This window comes from Pseudomonas sp. RIT623 (genome assembly GCF_004519305.1).
GTDB lineage: Bacteria > Pseudomonadota > Gammaproteobacteria > Pseudomonadales > Pseudomonadaceae > Aquipseudomonas.
In genome coordinates, this window is sequence record NZ_SOZA01000025.1 from 39,202 (window position 1) to 52,438 (window position 13,237).

Sequence of the window (13,237 nt, forward strand, 5' to 3'; positions counted from 1 at the left end):
CGTAGAGCGGCTTCAGGAGCCTTTCGATGTTGCCTGATACGCCTGTCACCTCGTCCACCTTCAACCCTTCCCTTGAACTGATCGACTGGCTGCGCATGCTGCTGCGCGCCGAGCGCGCCGGTGCGCGACTGATGCTCGACAGCGCCGGTCAGACCGACGACCCTGGGCTGCTTCGACGTTTCGCCCAACTGCACCATGGCGAGGCGGAAAGTTGTCGGCGCCTGCGCCATTGTCTGGAGCGCCTTGGCGTCGAGCCGGGGCAGGGCATGGGTGAATTCCATGCCAAGGCCATGGCCATCCCCGACCTGCAGGCACGCATGCAGTTCATCGCCCGCGGCCAGCGCTGGGTCGCCCGCCAGGTCCAGGAGCGCTTGCCCGCGCTGGAGCCTGCCTGGCTGCGCGATGAATTGACCGTGGTGCTGCACCTGCACCAGGCCAGCCCTGACGCCTGACTCGCCCGACCCTATAAGAATCAAGGATCCCTCATGCCTTCCGAATTTTCTTCCGACCTGCCGCTGGCCGCGCCGGCTGATCGTAGTTCCCGTTTTGCCCGTTCCCTGCTGGCCCAGGCTGGCCTGGATTTCAACGGCGAGCAACCCTGGGACATGCAGCTGCACAGCGACGATGTTCCCCGGCGCGCCTTGGCCCAGGGCAACCTGGGGTTGGGTGAGGCCTACATGGACGGTGACTGGGAGTGCGAGCAACTGGACGCGTTCTTCGCTCGCCTGCTGCGTGCCGGGGTGGCCGACCAGGTCAGCCCGCTGGCGCTGCTGCGCCATGCCCTGCAGGCGCGCCTGCTCAACCGCCAGACAGCCCGGCGTGCCTGGGCCGTGGGTGAACAGCACTACGACCTGGGCAACGACTTCTACGCGGCCATGCTCGATCCGCGCATGGCCTACACCTGTGGCTACTGGAAGGACGCCGACACCCTGGCCCAGGCCCAGGAGGACAAACTCGACCTGATCTGCCGCAAGCTCGACCTGCGCCCGGGCATGCGCGTGCTCGACATCGGCTGTGGCTGGGGCAGCTTCATGGGTTTTGCCGCCGAACGTTACGGCGTGGAGTGTGTCGGCGTGACCATCTCCCGCGAGCAGTGCCAGTGGGCGGAGCAGCGCTACAAGGGCTTGCCGCTGACGTTTCGCCTGCAGGATTACCGCGAACTCGACGAGCGCTTCGAGCGCATCGTCAGTGTTGGCATGTTCGAGCATGTCGGGCGCAAGAACCACCGCACCTTCATGGAAGTGGCGGCGCGCTGCCTGGACGACGATGGGCTGATGCTGCTGCACACCATTGGCAAGAACCGTCGGCGCGACGTGCCAGATCGCTGGATCGACAAGTACATTTTTCCCAATGGTGACTTGCCTTCCATTGGCCAGATCGGCGATGCCGCCGATGGCCTGCTGGTGGTCGAGGACCTACACAATTTCGGCGCCGACTATGACCGCACGCTGATGGCCTGGCATGACAACTTCGAGCGCCATTGGCAGTATTTCGCCGCCGAGCTGGGGGAGCGCTTTCGGCGCATGTGGCGCTATTACCTGCTGTCGTGCGCGGGGGCGTTTCGTGCCCGGGATATCCAGTTGTGGCAGTGGGTATTGTCGCGGCGCGGAGTGGTGGGCGGGTATCAGCGGGTGAGTTGAACGCTGAGCGCCTTGGGGAGACGAAGCCTGTCTCCACAACGAGGAGGCAAGCAGTGCCTGTCGCGCATCTGATACGCTTTTTTTGCAAGAATCTGAATCTGTAACCGTATCAGCCAGGCGCGGACAATAGCTCCAGGCCCAGCCTTCCACACCGGTGTGCGCTGGGCCGGTTGCGCCGCCTATGCCCGCAGCCGTTCCGTCATCACACTGTAGAGGTTCCGATGGGCAAGCTCGCGCTGTTTCTGGGTGGTTTTCTGCTGCTGACAATCATGATCGGCCTGCTGGGTACCATTCCGCCAAGCTGAACCGCCTTTTTTCCTGCTTCAGCCCGTCTGGCCTCAAGGCGGGCTAGACCCTTTCCCTGCGCCCTCGGCGCGCCTCTGCCGCGCTCGTCTAGACAAGCGGTATCTGCAAGTCGTTCTCAAGTGCAAGGCGCTCGTGTAATCTGCCGCCCCCCTTTAGGGCCCGCAGACACGGGCCGATCACCTGCCTTGGAGTTGATACACACTATGGAATGCAAGAAAGGCACTGCAGCGATGCTGGAGTGGCGCGGTCGTTTTCTCGGCGAGGGTATTCTCCACGAAGAGGACTATGACCAGGCATTGCGCCGTGCCGAAGAGTTGGAGCGTTCCGGGGTGATCAGCGCAAGCGAATGGATCGAGCTGGTGAAGCTGGCCAATGCGGCGTTACTGCGCTTGTAAAAAGTCCTGCAAGGCTTGTAGAAACTGTCCACAAAAAACGTGGGTAGGTCTGTGGATAAACCGCTGGAGGCCAGATTTATCAAGGCCTCTGTTAGATTGAGCAGAAAGTGAGCAGGCCTGTGCCGGTCTTCAGCCTGAGCGCGGACGGGCCTCGCGCAGGGCCTGTAGCAGCTCGCGCACCCGTGCCGGCACATCGCCTGCCGGGTACACGGCATGCATCTGCGGATCCTGGCCGGTACTGGAGGTCAGGTGGTAGTCGGGGCACACCCGCACCAGGCGTCCGGCGCTTACTTCGGGCTCTCCTAGCCAGTCCGCCAGGCGGGCGATCCCGGCGCCGGCCAGGGTGGCTTGCAGCACGGCCACGCCCGAGCCCAGGCGCAGGCGAGGTTGCGGACGCAGGCTGACGATGCGTTGCGCGCGGCAGAAATGCCAGGCCTTGAGGATGCGCGGGGCGGTGTGCAGGATCAGCGCATGCTGCTCCAGTTCGTCCAGGCCCTGGGGCGTGCCGGCATGCTCGAGGTACTGCGGGCTGGCATACAAGTGCCGACGATAGCGCCACAGCGGATAGCCAATCAGTTCGCTGGACTGCGGAAATGCCCCACGGATGACGAAGTCGAACTTGCCCTGCAATGGGTCCAGGGTCTGGTCGCTGAACTGCGCGTCGAGGGTCACCTGCGGGTGGCGTCGGGAAAATTCCGCGAGCACCGCGGGCAGTACCTGCTGGGCCAACACCTCGGGGGCCGCCAGGCGGATCCAGCCTTGCGCGCTGCCAGTCAGCGCGGCCAGCTCGTCGGCGGCGTCCCGTTGCACATCCAGCAAGCGCTCGGCATGGGGTAGCAGGCGCTCCCCGGCCTCGGTCAGGGTCACGGCGCTGGCATTGCGGTTGAACAGCTTGGCCCCGCTGTTATCTTCCAGCGCCTGCACGGCGCGCGTTACCGCGCTGGGCGAGCGGCCCAGGGCGCGGGCTGCGCTGACGAAGCTGCGCTTGTGCGCAACGCTGACGAAAGCTTGTATTTCGCGCAGCATGTCCAGGGCCATGGTGGTCAATCCTCATTGCAGTTTTCGCAACGTGGTATTTCAACACAAGCGCGCGGCTTTGATTAGTCTGACGGCCTGTTTGCTGCCGCTTGGACGTTCGAAATGATGGATATCGCCCTGCTTTCGCTGTTCGCCTTCGCCGCTGGCCTGATCGATGCTGCCGTGGGTGGTGGCGGGCTGATCCAGATCCCGGCGTTATTCAATGTGCTGCCCACGGCGCAGCCGGCCGCCCTGCTGGGCAGCAACAAGCTGGCCTCGGTATGCGGCACGACATTCGCGGCGCGGTCGTTCATCCGCAAGGTCAAGCTGGACTGGGGGCTGATCGTGCCGGCGGCGCTCAGCGCCTTCGTCATGTCGTTCTTCGGCGCGGCCACGGTGTCACTGGTGCCGGCCAGCGTGATGCGGCCGATGGTACTGGTGCTGATCGTGCTGATGGCTATCTATACCTTCTGCAAGAAGGACTTCGGCACCTTGCACGCGCCGACCGCGATCGGCCGCAAGGAGCAATGCCTGGCGGTGCTGATCGGTGGCGCCATCGGCTTCTACGACGGCTTGTTCGGGCCTGGTACCGGCAGCTTCCTGATCTTCCTGTTCATCCGCTTCTTCGCCCTGGACTTCCTGCACGCCTCGGCGTCGGCGAAGCTGGTCAACATCGCCACCAACCTGGCCGCGCTGGTGTTCTTCATTCCGACTGGCAACGTGCTCTGGGCCATTGCCCTGCCGATGGCGCTGTTCAATATCCTCGGCGCCTTGACCGGCACCTGGCTGGCGGTGCGCAAGGGGGCAGGGTTCGTGCGGGGGTTGTTCCTGATCCTGCTGTGCTTGCTGATCGCCAAGCTCAGTTGGGACTTGCTGGCTGGCTGAGTCAGACTACCTGGCGTTGCGCCTCGGCCTGCTCGATGCGGTTGCGGCCTTGGGCCTTGGCCCGGTACAGCGCCTGGTCGGCGCTGGCCAGCAGTAGATCCAGGCTGGGCGCCGGGGCATTGGCGGCGCAACCGGCCAGGCCGATGCTGACGGTGATCGGCAGGTGCTGTTCGGCATGGGTCGCGTGCAGGTCCTGAATCGCCCGGCGCAGGCGCTCGGCGGTGAACGTGGCCTGTTCCGGCGCCAGGCCCGGCACGACGATGACGAACTCCTCGCCCCCCAGGCGGGCGAACAGTTCGCCTTCATGCAAGTGGTCCTGCACGGTGTTGGCGAATTGGCGCAGCACCTGGTCGCCCACGGCATGGCCATGGCGGTCGTTGATGGCCTTGAAGTGATCGATATCGAGCATCATCAGGGTCAGCGGTAGGCCCGGGGTGTGCTGCTGGCGGTCGTCAAGCAGCGCATTGGCGCGGCGGGTGAAGGCACTGCGGCTGAGGGCGCCGGTCAGGTGGTCGATGGTCGCCTGGTGCGCCAGGCGCGCCATCAGGCTGCGGTTGGCGCTGCTCACGCAAGCCAGCACCAGCGGCCCTAGCACCAGCATGGCGATGCCCAGGCGCGCCGACATCAGCGTGGTAACCCCGGGTTCACTCTGCGGCACGCTGAAATGCATGAGGTTCTGTGCCACGGCGACGATCAGGGTGCTGCCGGCGGTGAGTGTCAGCAGCGAGACCAGGAACGCCGAGTAGCTCAGCGCGCACCAGAGTAATGCGGCAATCGGGAAGGCGATGGCGCCGGGGCCGCCAAAGACGATGCTCAGCGACAATGAACCGAGCAGCACCAGCAGCGGTGCCAGGCGAATCGGCTGGCTATCGCTGCTGCTGTGGGTCAAGGCGCGAGGCGAGGGCGCGGTGAGCAACACCGGCAGCACCAGCACGCTGGTGGAGAACTGCTCGCTGAACCAGGCAAGCCAGGTGGCGCGCAAGGATTGTTCGAACCAGGGCGTGGCCATGACGCAGGCCAGGGTGGCGGCGACCATGGCGCCGGCGGCGCAGGCGCCGAACAGGCACAGGGTGCCGTGGGGCGTGCGCAGGCGGCGGTGCAGGCGTGGCAGGCGCGCCATCAGGTACCAGATGGTGGCGATGGCGCCAAGGTTGCACAGGTTGAGCCACAAGGCCGGCTGCCAGGCGCTGCCACAGGCCAGGTCGGCCAGGACCATGGCCAGGTACACCAGGGCGAAACCGACGGGGCTGGCCTGGCGCGGGTTGCGCAGCAGCACGCCGGCCAGTACCGCGTTGACCGGCCAGAACAGCGAGAGCGATTCGATTGGCCGAGCGAGAATGCCGGCCAGGGTCAGGCCCAGGGTCAAGCCAAACAGAATCAGCAGAGGCAACAGGCGCGACGGGGCTGGAGACACCATAGGCTCGACCGGCAAGCGAAGACAGAATCCAGGAATTGGTTTGTAGGCCCCTGGGATATGTGATGTCAGTGTGTTTCAAGTCGGCATTTGATGTCAATTCGCCGCGAACGGCGAAGATTTGGCGCCGGTTTACAACCCGAACACCCAGGGCACCATCAGCACCGTGACCAGCATCACCAGCACGGTGAAAGGCACGCCGATCTTGACGAAGTCGGCGAAGCGGTACTGCCCCGGCCCCAGCACCAGGGTATTCACGGGCGAGGACACCGGCGTCATGAACGCCGCCGAAGCCGCCAGGGCCACGGTCATGGCGAACGGGTAGGGCGACATACCCAACTGTTGCGCGGTGCTCACCGCCACCGGTGCCATCAGCACGGCGGTGGCAGTGTTGGAGATGAACAGGCCGATCACTGCCGTGACGGCAAACAGGCAGGCGAGAATCACCCCCGGGCCGGCGTCACCAAGCAGGCCGACCAGCGCACCGACCGCCATATCGATGCCCCCGGTTTTTTGCAGGGCCAAAGCAAAGGGCAGCATGCCGACGATCAGCACCAGGCTTTGCCAGTGGATGGCGCGGTAGGCGCTGTTCATGTCGATGCAGCGCCCGGCGCCCATCAGCAGGCAACCGATCAGCGCGGCGATGACGTTGGGCACCAGGCCGCTGACCATCAAGCCGACCATCACCGCCAGGCTCAGCAGCGCGAACGGCGCGCGGGTACGTGCCGGGGCCACCTGGTCGATCTCCGCCGGCAGGCTCAACACCAGGAAGTCGCGCGGCTTGCCTTGCAGTTGCCGCACCGCCTTCCACGGGCCGACCACCAGCAAGGTGTCGCCCAGGCGCAGTTTTTCTTCAACCAAGGGGCCCTCGATGGCCACTTGGTCGCGGCGCAGGCCTACCACGTTGAGGTCGTAGCGGGTGCGGAAGGTCAGCTCCAGGATGCTTCTGCCGATCAACTGCGAGCCTGGGGGCAGGGAAATCTCGGCCATGCCCAGTTCCTGGGACTGGTCGATGAAATAGGCCGCCTTGAAGTGCAGGGGCTCGAGCAGCATGGCCTGGCACAGGCTGCGCAGGTCGTCGCGATTGGCGAACAGGTCGAGCAGCAGCACGTCGCCTTGTTGCAGCAGGGTGCCGGAATCGGCGGCGATCACCCGGGTGGTGAATTTGTGCTGGCGTTCGATGCCGATCACATTGGCGCCATGGCGGGTGCGCAGTTCCAGTTCGCCCAGGGTATGGCCGATCAAGGGTGAATGCGGGCGGATGCGCAGGCGCCGTTCGCGGCCATTGAGCTTGTAGTCCAGGACCAGGTCGAGCAGGGTGCGCCGGCTTTCCACTCGGCCGTCCTTGCGCACCTCGCCGTTGAGCCAGTGGCGGGTCAGCAGCATGTAGCCGATGCCAAGCACCAGCACCACCAGGCCGAAGGGGGTGAAGCTGAAGAAGCCGAAGCCGGCCTCGCCGTGGCGCATCAGCTCGCTGTGCACCACCACGTTCGGGGGCGTGGCCACCAGGCTGAGCATGCCGCTGATCAGGCCGGCGAAGCTCAGCGGCATCATCAGCCGGCTGGGCGACAGTTGCAGGCGCGCGGCGATGCTCAGCACCACCGGGATAAAGATCGCCACTACGCCGGTGGAGCTCATCACCGAACCGAGCCCAGCCACCGCGACCATCAGCAGCACCAGCAGGCGTGCCTCGCTGTTGCCGGCGCGCTCGCTCATCCACTCGCCGATGCGGTAGGCGATACCGGTGCGCACCAACCCTTCGCCGATCACGAACAGCGCGGCGATCAGCACCACGTTGGGGTCGCTGAAACCGGCCAGGGCCTGTTCCACGGTGAGGATGCCCGACAGCGGCAGGGCGAGGATCACCATCAGGGCGACCACATCCATGCGCGGGCGGTTGATGATGAACAGGCAGACGACAACGGCCAGCAGACCGAGGACCCAGAGCAGCTCATGGTTCATGGGGAGGGGGTGTTCCTTCACACGGGGCACGTAAGGTTATGGCCCAAGTGTGGCAGCTTGACGCGAATGCGTCGTTGACGTGCTGCAGTGTTTTGCCCGTTGATTGCAGGTGGGGAGCTAGTAGGAGCCAGCCTTGCTGGCGAACCCGGCTCCACGGAGCATGGCACCGGCTGCGTCGGTGGCCGCCGGCAGGGCCGGCTCCTGCTTGGAGCGCGGCACGGCCGTTACGCTGCTGCTCAGTGACGGTGACGCTTGTGCTTGCGGTTGTTGTCGCCCATGTGGTTGCCGATCGCGCCGCCGGCCGCGCCGCCCAGGCCGGCACCGATGGTCGAGCCGTTGGAGCCGCCGAGCTTGCCGCCGATCAGCGAGCCGCCCGCCGAACCCAGGCCGCCGCCAATCGCGGCTTCGGTGCGGTTGCCCTTGCGTGCGCCGACGGCGCTACCGGCCGCGCCACCCAGGCCGGCGCCGATGGCCGCGCCGGTGCTGCCGCCGATCTGTTTGCCGACGACGTTGCCCAGGGCGCCGCCCAGGCCGCCACCGATGGCAGCAGTGCCGTCACCGGCAAAGGCGCCCTGGCACAGCAGAAGGCCGAGGGCGAGGGAAGGCAAAGTCAGACGCATGTTCAGGAACCTCAGGGGAATCATCAGGGTAGGGTGCCGCAGGTAGGCGGCCAGTCAGGGGGCAAAGACGCTTCAGCGCCAGTAACGGTCACGGTATTGACGGTTGTCGTCATCGTCGCCGCGGTCGTGGCGATGGTGATGACGGTGGCCGCGATCACGGTCGCGCCAGCCATCGTCGTCATCGTGGTAGTGGTGGCTGTAGCAACCGCCCAGTAGCAGCACGGCAGTGATCAGCGAAAGGCTTGCAAGGCGCTTCATCAGGTTATAGGTCCTTGATCCGCAAAGGTTTACGGGGTAACTGATAGGACCGGATTCGATCGATTTGGTTCTCTGGCACGCAAAAAATTGCCGCGCTGCTGATGAGTGGTCGTTGCTGCAAAATGCCGCGCGCAGCATGGGCGCCAGTGCTAGAGTCGCTTTCTTTTTTTCGAGGATCGAACATGCGAGCGATTTTGCCGATGACTGCGGCGCTGTTGTTGCTGGGCTGTGCGTCGTCGACCATGGAAGCGGCGCGCAATGGGGCGCCAACTGCACAGCTGGCTTCGCACAAGACCCCGGATGTGGTCGCCCAATGCATCCAGTTCAGCTGGCAGGAAGAGAAGACCTTTGGCGTCGATGCCAGCGGCTACCTTGAAGCGCGCAAGCAAGGTGGCTTCACCGTGTATACCCGGGAAGCGGAGTCGTTCGTCGATGTCTATGCCCAGGCCGCCGGGACGCGAGTGGACTACTACGCGCAGCACGACGACGGTGTGGCGCTGCAGCGTCGGGCAGCGGCGGCTACCTGCTTGTAATGGGCGCGCGGCTGGTTGCCGTATACGTCAAGGGCGGTTACCGTTGCGCCTGACCTGATCACGACAAGGAAAGCATCGCATGAGCCGATCACAGGAGCTCAACCGCGCCAGTTGGGATGAGCGCGCGCCGCTGCACGCGGCGTCGAAGGACTATGAAGTCGAATGCTTCGTGGCCAACCCTGGGCACCTTTCCGAAGTGGTGCGCTTCGACCTGCCGCGCCTGGGCGATATCCGCGGCCAGCGCGCGGTGCATCTGCAATGCCATATCGGCACCGACACCTTGTCGTTGGCACGCCTGGGCGCTGAGGTCTGCGGCCTGGACTTCTCCTCGGCGTCGCTGGCCCAGGCGCGAACCCTTGGCCAACGTTGCGGTGCCGACATCGGGTATGTCGAGGCGGATGTCTACCTGGCGGCGCAGGTACTGCCGGCCGCTTCTTTCGACCTGGTCTACACCGGTATCGGTGCCTTGTGCTGGCTGCCCAGCATCGAGCGTTGGGCGCGTACCGTGGCGGCCTTGCTCAAGCCGGGTGGGCGCTTGTTCCTGCGCGATGGCCACCCGATGCTGATGGCGGTCAATGAGGACCACGAGGACCGTTTGCAGCTGGAATACCCATACTTCGAACGCGAAGCGCCCACCGTGTGGGTCAGCGACCAGACCTACGTCGACACCGACCAGGCCCTGGCCCATACCGAGACCCATGAGTGGAACCACGGCCTGGGCGAGGTGATTACCGCGTTGCTCAAGCAGGGTATGCGCATCACTGGCCTGGAGGAGCACCAGTCCATCCCGTGGGAGGCATTGCCGGGGCAGATGACGCTGGGCGATGACGGCGAGTGGCGCCTGAACGAGGCGCCCTGGCGGTTACCGCTGAGCTATACGCTGCAGGCGGTCAAGGGGTAGGGCGCGCTCCCGAAGGCGCACGCTGTCCTGTAGGAGCCGGCGCGCCGGCGAAAGGGCTGCGCAGCAGCCCCGGTCGGCGCTAATCAGGACAGGAAGCCACCGTCGACATTGAGCGCGGTGCCCGTGGTATAGCTGGACGCCGCGCTGGCCAGGTACAGCACCGCGCCGGCCATCTCGCTCGGGTCGGCGACGCGCTTGAGCGGGATCTGCTGCAGGGCGGCGTTGCGGATACTGTCGTTCTTCACCAGCGCGGAGGCGAACTTGGTGTCGGTCAGGCCCGGCAGCAGGGCGTTGCAGCGGATACCGAACTGCGCGCACTCCTTGGCGAAGACCTTGGTCATGTTGATCACCGCCGCCTTGGTCACCGAGTAGATGCCCTGGAACAGCCCTGGCGACACGCCGTTGATCGAGGCCACGTTGATGATGCTGCCGCCGCCGTGCTCGCGCATCAGCTTGCCGGCCTCCACCGACATGAAGAAGTAACCACGGATATTCACATCCACGGTCTTCTGGAACGCGCCCAGGTCGGTGTCCAGCACGTTGCAGAACTGCGGGTTGGTCGCGGCGTTGTTGACCAGGATATCCAGGCGCCCGAACTGTTCGCGGATGCCGGCGAACACCTGCTGGATCTGCTCCATCTCGCCGATGTGGCAGGCCACCGCAGTGGCCTTGCCACCTGCCGCGATGATGGCCTCGGCCACCTGCTGGCAGCCGTCGAGCTTGCGGCTGGAGACGATCACATGGGCGCCCTGTTGGGCCAGCAGGTGGGCAATGGCTTCGCCGATGCCGCGGCTGGCACCGGAAACGAAGGCGATCTTGCCGTCGAGGTCGAACAGGTGGGTCTTGGACATGCGCGTATTCCTTGTTGTCTGCCGAAGTTACAGGCTGGATTTGCCGATCAGTTGCAGGCTCATGTGCTCCAGCAGCTTGTTCATGTGGATGAACTGGGCGAAGCGCTTGTCCTGGGTCTGGCCGTGGAAGAAGCGGTAGTAGATCTGCTGGACGATGCCGGCCAGGCGGAACAGGCCGTAGCAGTAATAGAAGTCGAAGTTGTCGATACGGATGCCCGCCCGCTCGGCGTAGTAGTCGACGAATTGCTGGCGGGTGAGCATGCCGGGGGCGTTGCTCGGCTGGCGGCGCATCAGTTGCACCGGCGCCGGGTCGCCGGCCTCGATCCAGTAGGCCAGGCTGTTGCCCAGGTCCATCAGCGGGTCGCCGATGGTGGCCATTTCCCAGTCCAATACACCGATGATGCGCATCGGGTTGGTGCTGTCGAGGATGACATTGTCGAAGCGGTAGTCGTTATGCACGATGCCCGGGCGCGGGTGGTCGGTGGGCATCTTCTCGCGTAGCCAGGCGATAACCTGTTCCCAGCGCGGCGCGTCGGGGGTCAGGGCTTTTTCATAGCGGCTGGCCCAGCCTTCGATCTGGCGCTGCACATAACCTTCCGGTTTGCCCAGGTCGGCCAGGCCGCATGCCTGGTAGTCCACCTGGTGCAGCTCGACCAGGCGATCGATGAAGCTTTTGCACAGCGCCTCGGTGCGACCGGCGTCCAGATCGAGTTCGACAGGGATGTCCGAGCGCAGGATGATGCCGTTGACCCGCTCCATCACGTAGAACTCGCCGCCGATCAGCGCTTCATCGGTGCAGTGCACGTAGGCCTTGGGGCAATAGGGGAAACCGGCATTGAGCTGGTTGAGAATACGGAATTCGCGGCCCATGTCGTGAGCCGACTTGGCCTTGTGGCCGAAGGGCGGGCGGCGCAGGACGAGTTCCTTGCCCGGGTAGGCCACCAGGTAGGTCAGGTTCGAGGCGCCACCCGGAAACTGGCTGATGGTCGGGCTGCCCTGCAGGCCAGGTACATGACCCTTGAGGTAAGGATCGATGACGGCCGCGTCGAGTTCTTCGCCGGGGCGTACCTGGGTGGACTGGTCGGTGAGCGTCATGCGATTTCCTTATGATCGATAGCAAGGACTATTGGCTAATCTAATTTCCTGTCGAAGCTGGTACAAGCGTGCCAGACGCTTATTGGCCTGGGTGTTGCCGGCCGATCAATGGCCCTGATGGACGGGCTTTGCGCGGGCGAAAAAAAACCGAAGCGCATCAGGCTTCGGTCTTTTTCATTGGCGATCTACCGCGCCAATCAGGCCGGGAACAGCTCGCTGAGCTTCATCGACAGCATCATGTCGCCTTCGACGCGCAGCTTGCCGCCCATGAAGGCCTGCATGCCGTCGGTGTCACCGCTGACGATGCCCTTGAGGGTTTCGCTGTCCATTACCAGGGTGCAGTTGGCGTCGGCGTTCTCGCCTTCCTGGATCTCGCAGGTGCCGTCCTTGACCAGCAGGGCGTAGTGCTTGTCTTCGTCGGTGATGTTGAAGCCGAACACCAGGTCCAGGCCGGCGGCCGCTGCCGGGTTGAATTTTGCTTTCATCGCCTCGACGGCTTTAGCTACATCGCTCATGGTGTATTCCTTGTTAAGTGATTTTCGCGTCCGCAAGGACACAACAGACCGGGCTCATCGGTAGGTGATGAGCTCCGGCAACCGCAACAGCCGCACATGGGCCTGGCTGTTGAAGGAAGCCAGTGTCACGTCGCGGCCACGGAACTTCAGGTGGCTGAGCGACGTATTGATGATCTGCCAGTTCAGGCTGAACGCCTGAGCCGGCGTGATTCCGGTAATCAGGTGGAGCAGGGCGGCGATGGTGCCGCCGGAGGTGAACAGGGCAATGTTGTCGGCGCTGGCGGCGCTGGCGAGCAGGCGCTCCAGGCCAGCGCCGACCCGGCCAGTGAAGGACTGCCAGGTTTCCAGGCGGTCGTCGTGGTCATGGTCGCCGTCGTGCCAGCGCTGCACCATCAGGGCGAACAGGCGCTGGAACTCGCTGCGGTGCTGGGCGCCGTTGCGCAGTACATGCAGGGCTTCAGGCTCTTCAGGCAGCAGGCGCGGGAGCAGGGCGCGGATCACGCCATCGGCGTCGAACTCGTTGAAAGCCGCATCGGTCTCAATGGCCGGGATCGGGTTGCCATGGCCATGCAGCGCATCCAGGGCCAGGCGGGCGGTGTCCTGCTGGCGACGCAAGGTGCCGGCCACACAGCGGTCCAGGCGCAGGCCCAGTTGGGCGAGGTGTTCGCCCAACGCCTGGCTCTGACGTTCGCCTACAGGCGACAGCACGTCGTAGTCGGCGGCACCAAAGGAGGCTTGGCCATGTCGGATCAGGTAGAGATTGCCCACGTTGAAGTCCGGCCCGGTTGGAGGTTGCTGCGAGGTTAGGTTGCCCCAGGCAGGCTGTCAACGAAAAAACATACAAG

The 13,237-nt window shown here is 64.6% G+C and carries 15 protein-coding genes; 6 read left to right on the forward strand and 9 right to left on the reverse strand.

Annotated features, from left to right (window positions below; translation table 11 throughout):
• The first annotated feature begins 26 nt into the window (after positions 1 to 26).
• The 3 genes from E3U47_RS16780 to E3U47_RS16790 all read left to right on the forward strand — a co-directional run bounded on the left by E3U47_RS16780 (position 27) and on the right by E3U47_RS16790 (position 2,341).
• A complete protein-coding gene (locus tag E3U47_RS16780) occupies positions 27 to 452 on the forward strand; it encodes a DUF6306 domain-containing protein (protein WP_134692802.1) in 426 nt (141 codons plus the stop codon).
• Positions 453 to 485: 33 nt separating this feature from the next.
• Complete coding sequence (gene cfa, locus E3U47_RS16785; RefSeq protein ID WP_134692803.1) at positions 486 to 1,640, forward strand: cyclopropane fatty acyl phospholipid synthase; 1,155 nt, start codon at positions 486 to 488, stop codon at positions 1,638 to 1,640.
• A 509-nt stretch (positions 1,641 to 2,149) separates the two neighbouring features.
• Positions 2,150 to 2,341, forward strand: a complete 192-nt coding sequence (locus E3U47_RS16790; protein ID WP_134692804.1) for a hypothetical protein — start codon at positions 2,150 to 2,152, stop codon at positions 2,339 to 2,341.
• Positions 2,342 to 2,470: 129 nt separating this feature from the next.
• Here E3U47_RS16790 and E3U47_RS16795 read toward each other — a convergent pair whose 3' ends face one another.
• Positions 2,471 to 3,379 (reverse strand): LysR family transcriptional regulator, encoded by a 909-nt coding sequence (locus E3U47_RS16795; RefSeq protein ID WP_134692805.1) that lies wholly within the window; start codon positions 3,377 to 3,379, stop codon positions 2,471 to 2,473.
• A gap of 102 nt (positions 3,380 to 3,481) precedes the next feature.
• Between E3U47_RS16795 and E3U47_RS16800 the strand changes: the two genes are divergently transcribed.
• On the forward strand, positions 3,482 to 4,243 hold the full coding sequence (locus E3U47_RS16800) for a TSUP family transporter (RefSeq protein WP_134692806.1): 762 nt from the start codon (positions 3,482 to 3,484) through the stop codon (positions 4,241 to 4,243).
• A gap of 1 nt (position 4,244) precedes the next feature.
• On the opposite strand, the gene E3U47_RS16805 is transcribed toward E3U47_RS16800, so the two are convergent.
• The 4 genes from E3U47_RS16805 to E3U47_RS16820 form a co-directional block, all read right to left on the reverse strand.
• On the reverse strand, positions 4,245 to 5,675 hold the full coding sequence (locus tag E3U47_RS16805; protein WP_134692807.1) for a GGDEF domain-containing protein: 1,431 nt from the start codon (positions 5,673 to 5,675) through the stop codon (positions 4,245 to 4,247).
• A gap of 114 nt (positions 5,676 to 5,789) precedes the next feature.
• Complete coding sequence (locus E3U47_RS16810) at positions 5,790 to 7,619, reverse strand: SLC13 family permease (protein WP_134692808.1); 1,830 nt, start codon at positions 7,617 to 7,619, stop codon at positions 5,790 to 5,792.
• Positions 7,620 to 7,855: 236 nt separating this feature from the next.
• Positions 7,856 to 8,239 (reverse strand): glycine zipper domain-containing protein, encoded by a 384-nt coding sequence (locus tag E3U47_RS16815; RefSeq protein ID WP_134692809.1) that lies wholly within the window; start codon positions 8,237 to 8,239, stop codon positions 7,856 to 7,858.
• A gap of 72 nt (positions 8,240 to 8,311) precedes the next feature.
• Positions 8,312 to 8,497 carry a hypothetical protein gene (locus tag E3U47_RS16820; protein ID WP_134692810.1) on the reverse strand — a complete coding sequence of 62 codons (186 nt, stop codon included), beginning with the start codon at positions 8,495 to 8,497 and terminating at the stop codon, positions 8,312 to 8,314.
• Between the two features lie 182 nt (positions 8,498 to 8,679).
• Between E3U47_RS16820 and E3U47_RS16825 the strand changes: the two genes are divergently transcribed.
• Positions 8,680 to 9,030, forward strand: coding sequence for a hypothetical protein (locus tag E3U47_RS16825; RefSeq protein WP_134692811.1), 351 nt, complete (start codon positions 8,680 to 8,682; stop codon positions 9,028 to 9,030).
• A gap of 79 nt (positions 9,031 to 9,109) precedes the next feature.
• Complete coding sequence (locus E3U47_RS16830; protein ID WP_134692812.1) at positions 9,110 to 9,931, forward strand: class I SAM-dependent methyltransferase; 822 nt, start codon at positions 9,110 to 9,112, stop codon at positions 9,929 to 9,931.
• A gap of 83 nt (positions 9,932 to 10,014) precedes the next feature.
• On the opposite strand, the gene E3U47_RS16835 is transcribed toward E3U47_RS16830, so the two are convergent.
• The 4 genes from E3U47_RS16835 to E3U47_RS16850 form a co-directional block, all read right to left on the reverse strand.
• Positions 10,015 to 10,782 carry an SDR family oxidoreductase gene (locus E3U47_RS16835; protein WP_134692813.1) on the reverse strand — a complete coding sequence of 256 codons (768 nt, stop codon included), beginning with the start codon at positions 10,780 to 10,782 and terminating at the stop codon, positions 10,015 to 10,017.
• A 27-nt stretch (positions 10,783 to 10,809) separates the two neighbouring features.
• The gene (locus E3U47_RS16840) at positions 10,810 to 11,877 is read right to left on the reverse strand and encodes a phosphotransferase family protein (protein WP_134692814.1); all 1,068 of its coding nucleotides are present in this window, start codon (positions 11,875 to 11,877) and stop codon (positions 10,810 to 10,812) included.
• A 197-nt stretch (positions 11,878 to 12,074) separates the two neighbouring features.
• A complete protein-coding gene (locus E3U47_RS16845; RefSeq protein WP_023630010.1) occupies positions 12,075 to 12,392 on the reverse strand; it encodes an SCP2 sterol-binding domain-containing protein in 318 nt (105 codons plus the stop codon).
• Between the two features lie 54 nt (positions 12,393 to 12,446).
• Positions 12,447 to 13,160, reverse strand: a complete 714-nt coding sequence (locus tag E3U47_RS16850; protein WP_134692815.1) for a histidine phosphatase family protein — start codon at positions 13,158 to 13,160, stop codon at positions 12,447 to 12,449.
• Positions 13,161 to 13,237 lie beyond the last annotated feature (77 nt).

What these genes read in the sequence shown, in the direction of transcription:
- E3U47_RS16780 (WP_134692802.1), top strand. Translation starts at nt 27, where the DNA reads ATGTTGCCTGATACGCCTGTCACCTCGTCCACCTTCAACCCTTCCCTT.
- cfa (WP_134692803.1), top strand. Translation starts at nt 486, where the DNA reads ATGCCTTCCGAATTTTCTTCCGACCTGCCGCTGGCCGCGCCGGCTGAT.
- E3U47_RS16790 (WP_134692804.1), top strand. Translation starts at nt 2,150, where the DNA reads ATGGAATGCAAGAAAGGCACTGCAGCGATGCTGGAGTGGCGCGGTCGT.
- E3U47_RS16795 (WP_134692805.1), bottom strand. Translation starts at nt 3,379, where the DNA reads ATGGCCCTGGACATGCTGCGCGAAATACAAGCTTTCGTCAGCGTTGCG.
- E3U47_RS16800 (WP_134692806.1), top strand. Translation starts at nt 3,482, where the DNA reads ATGATGGATATCGCCCTGCTTTCGCTGTTCGCCTTCGCCGCTGGCCTG.
- E3U47_RS16810 (WP_134692808.1), bottom strand. Translation starts at nt 7,619, where the DNA reads ATGAACCATGAGCTGCTCTGGGTCCTCGGTCTGCTGGCCGTTGTCGTC.
- E3U47_RS16815 (WP_134692809.1), bottom strand. Translation starts at nt 8,239, where the DNA reads ATGCGTCTGACTTTGCCTTCCCTCGCCCTCGGCCTTCTGCTGTGCCAG.
- E3U47_RS16820 (WP_134692810.1), bottom strand. Translation starts at nt 8,497, where the DNA reads ATGAAGCGCCTTGCAAGCCTTTCGCTGATCACTGCCGTGCTGCTACTG.
- E3U47_RS16825 (WP_134692811.1), top strand. Translation starts at nt 8,680, where the DNA reads ATGCGAGCGATTTTGCCGATGACTGCGGCGCTGTTGTTGCTGGGCTGT.
- E3U47_RS16830 (WP_134692812.1), top strand. Translation starts at nt 9,110, where the DNA reads ATGAGCCGATCACAGGAGCTCAACCGCGCCAGTTGGGATGAGCGCGCG.
- E3U47_RS16835 (WP_134692813.1), bottom strand. Translation starts at nt 10,782, where the DNA reads ATGTCCAAGACCCACCTGTTCGACCTCGACGGCAAGATCGCCTTCGTT.
- E3U47_RS16840 (WP_134692814.1), bottom strand. Translation starts at nt 11,877, where the DNA reads ATGACGCTCACCGACCAGTCCACCCAGGTACGCCCCGGCGAAGAACTC.
- E3U47_RS16845 (WP_023630010.1), bottom strand. Translation starts at nt 12,392, where the DNA reads ATGAGCGATGTAGCTAAAGCCGTCGAGGCGATGAAAGCAAAATTCAAC.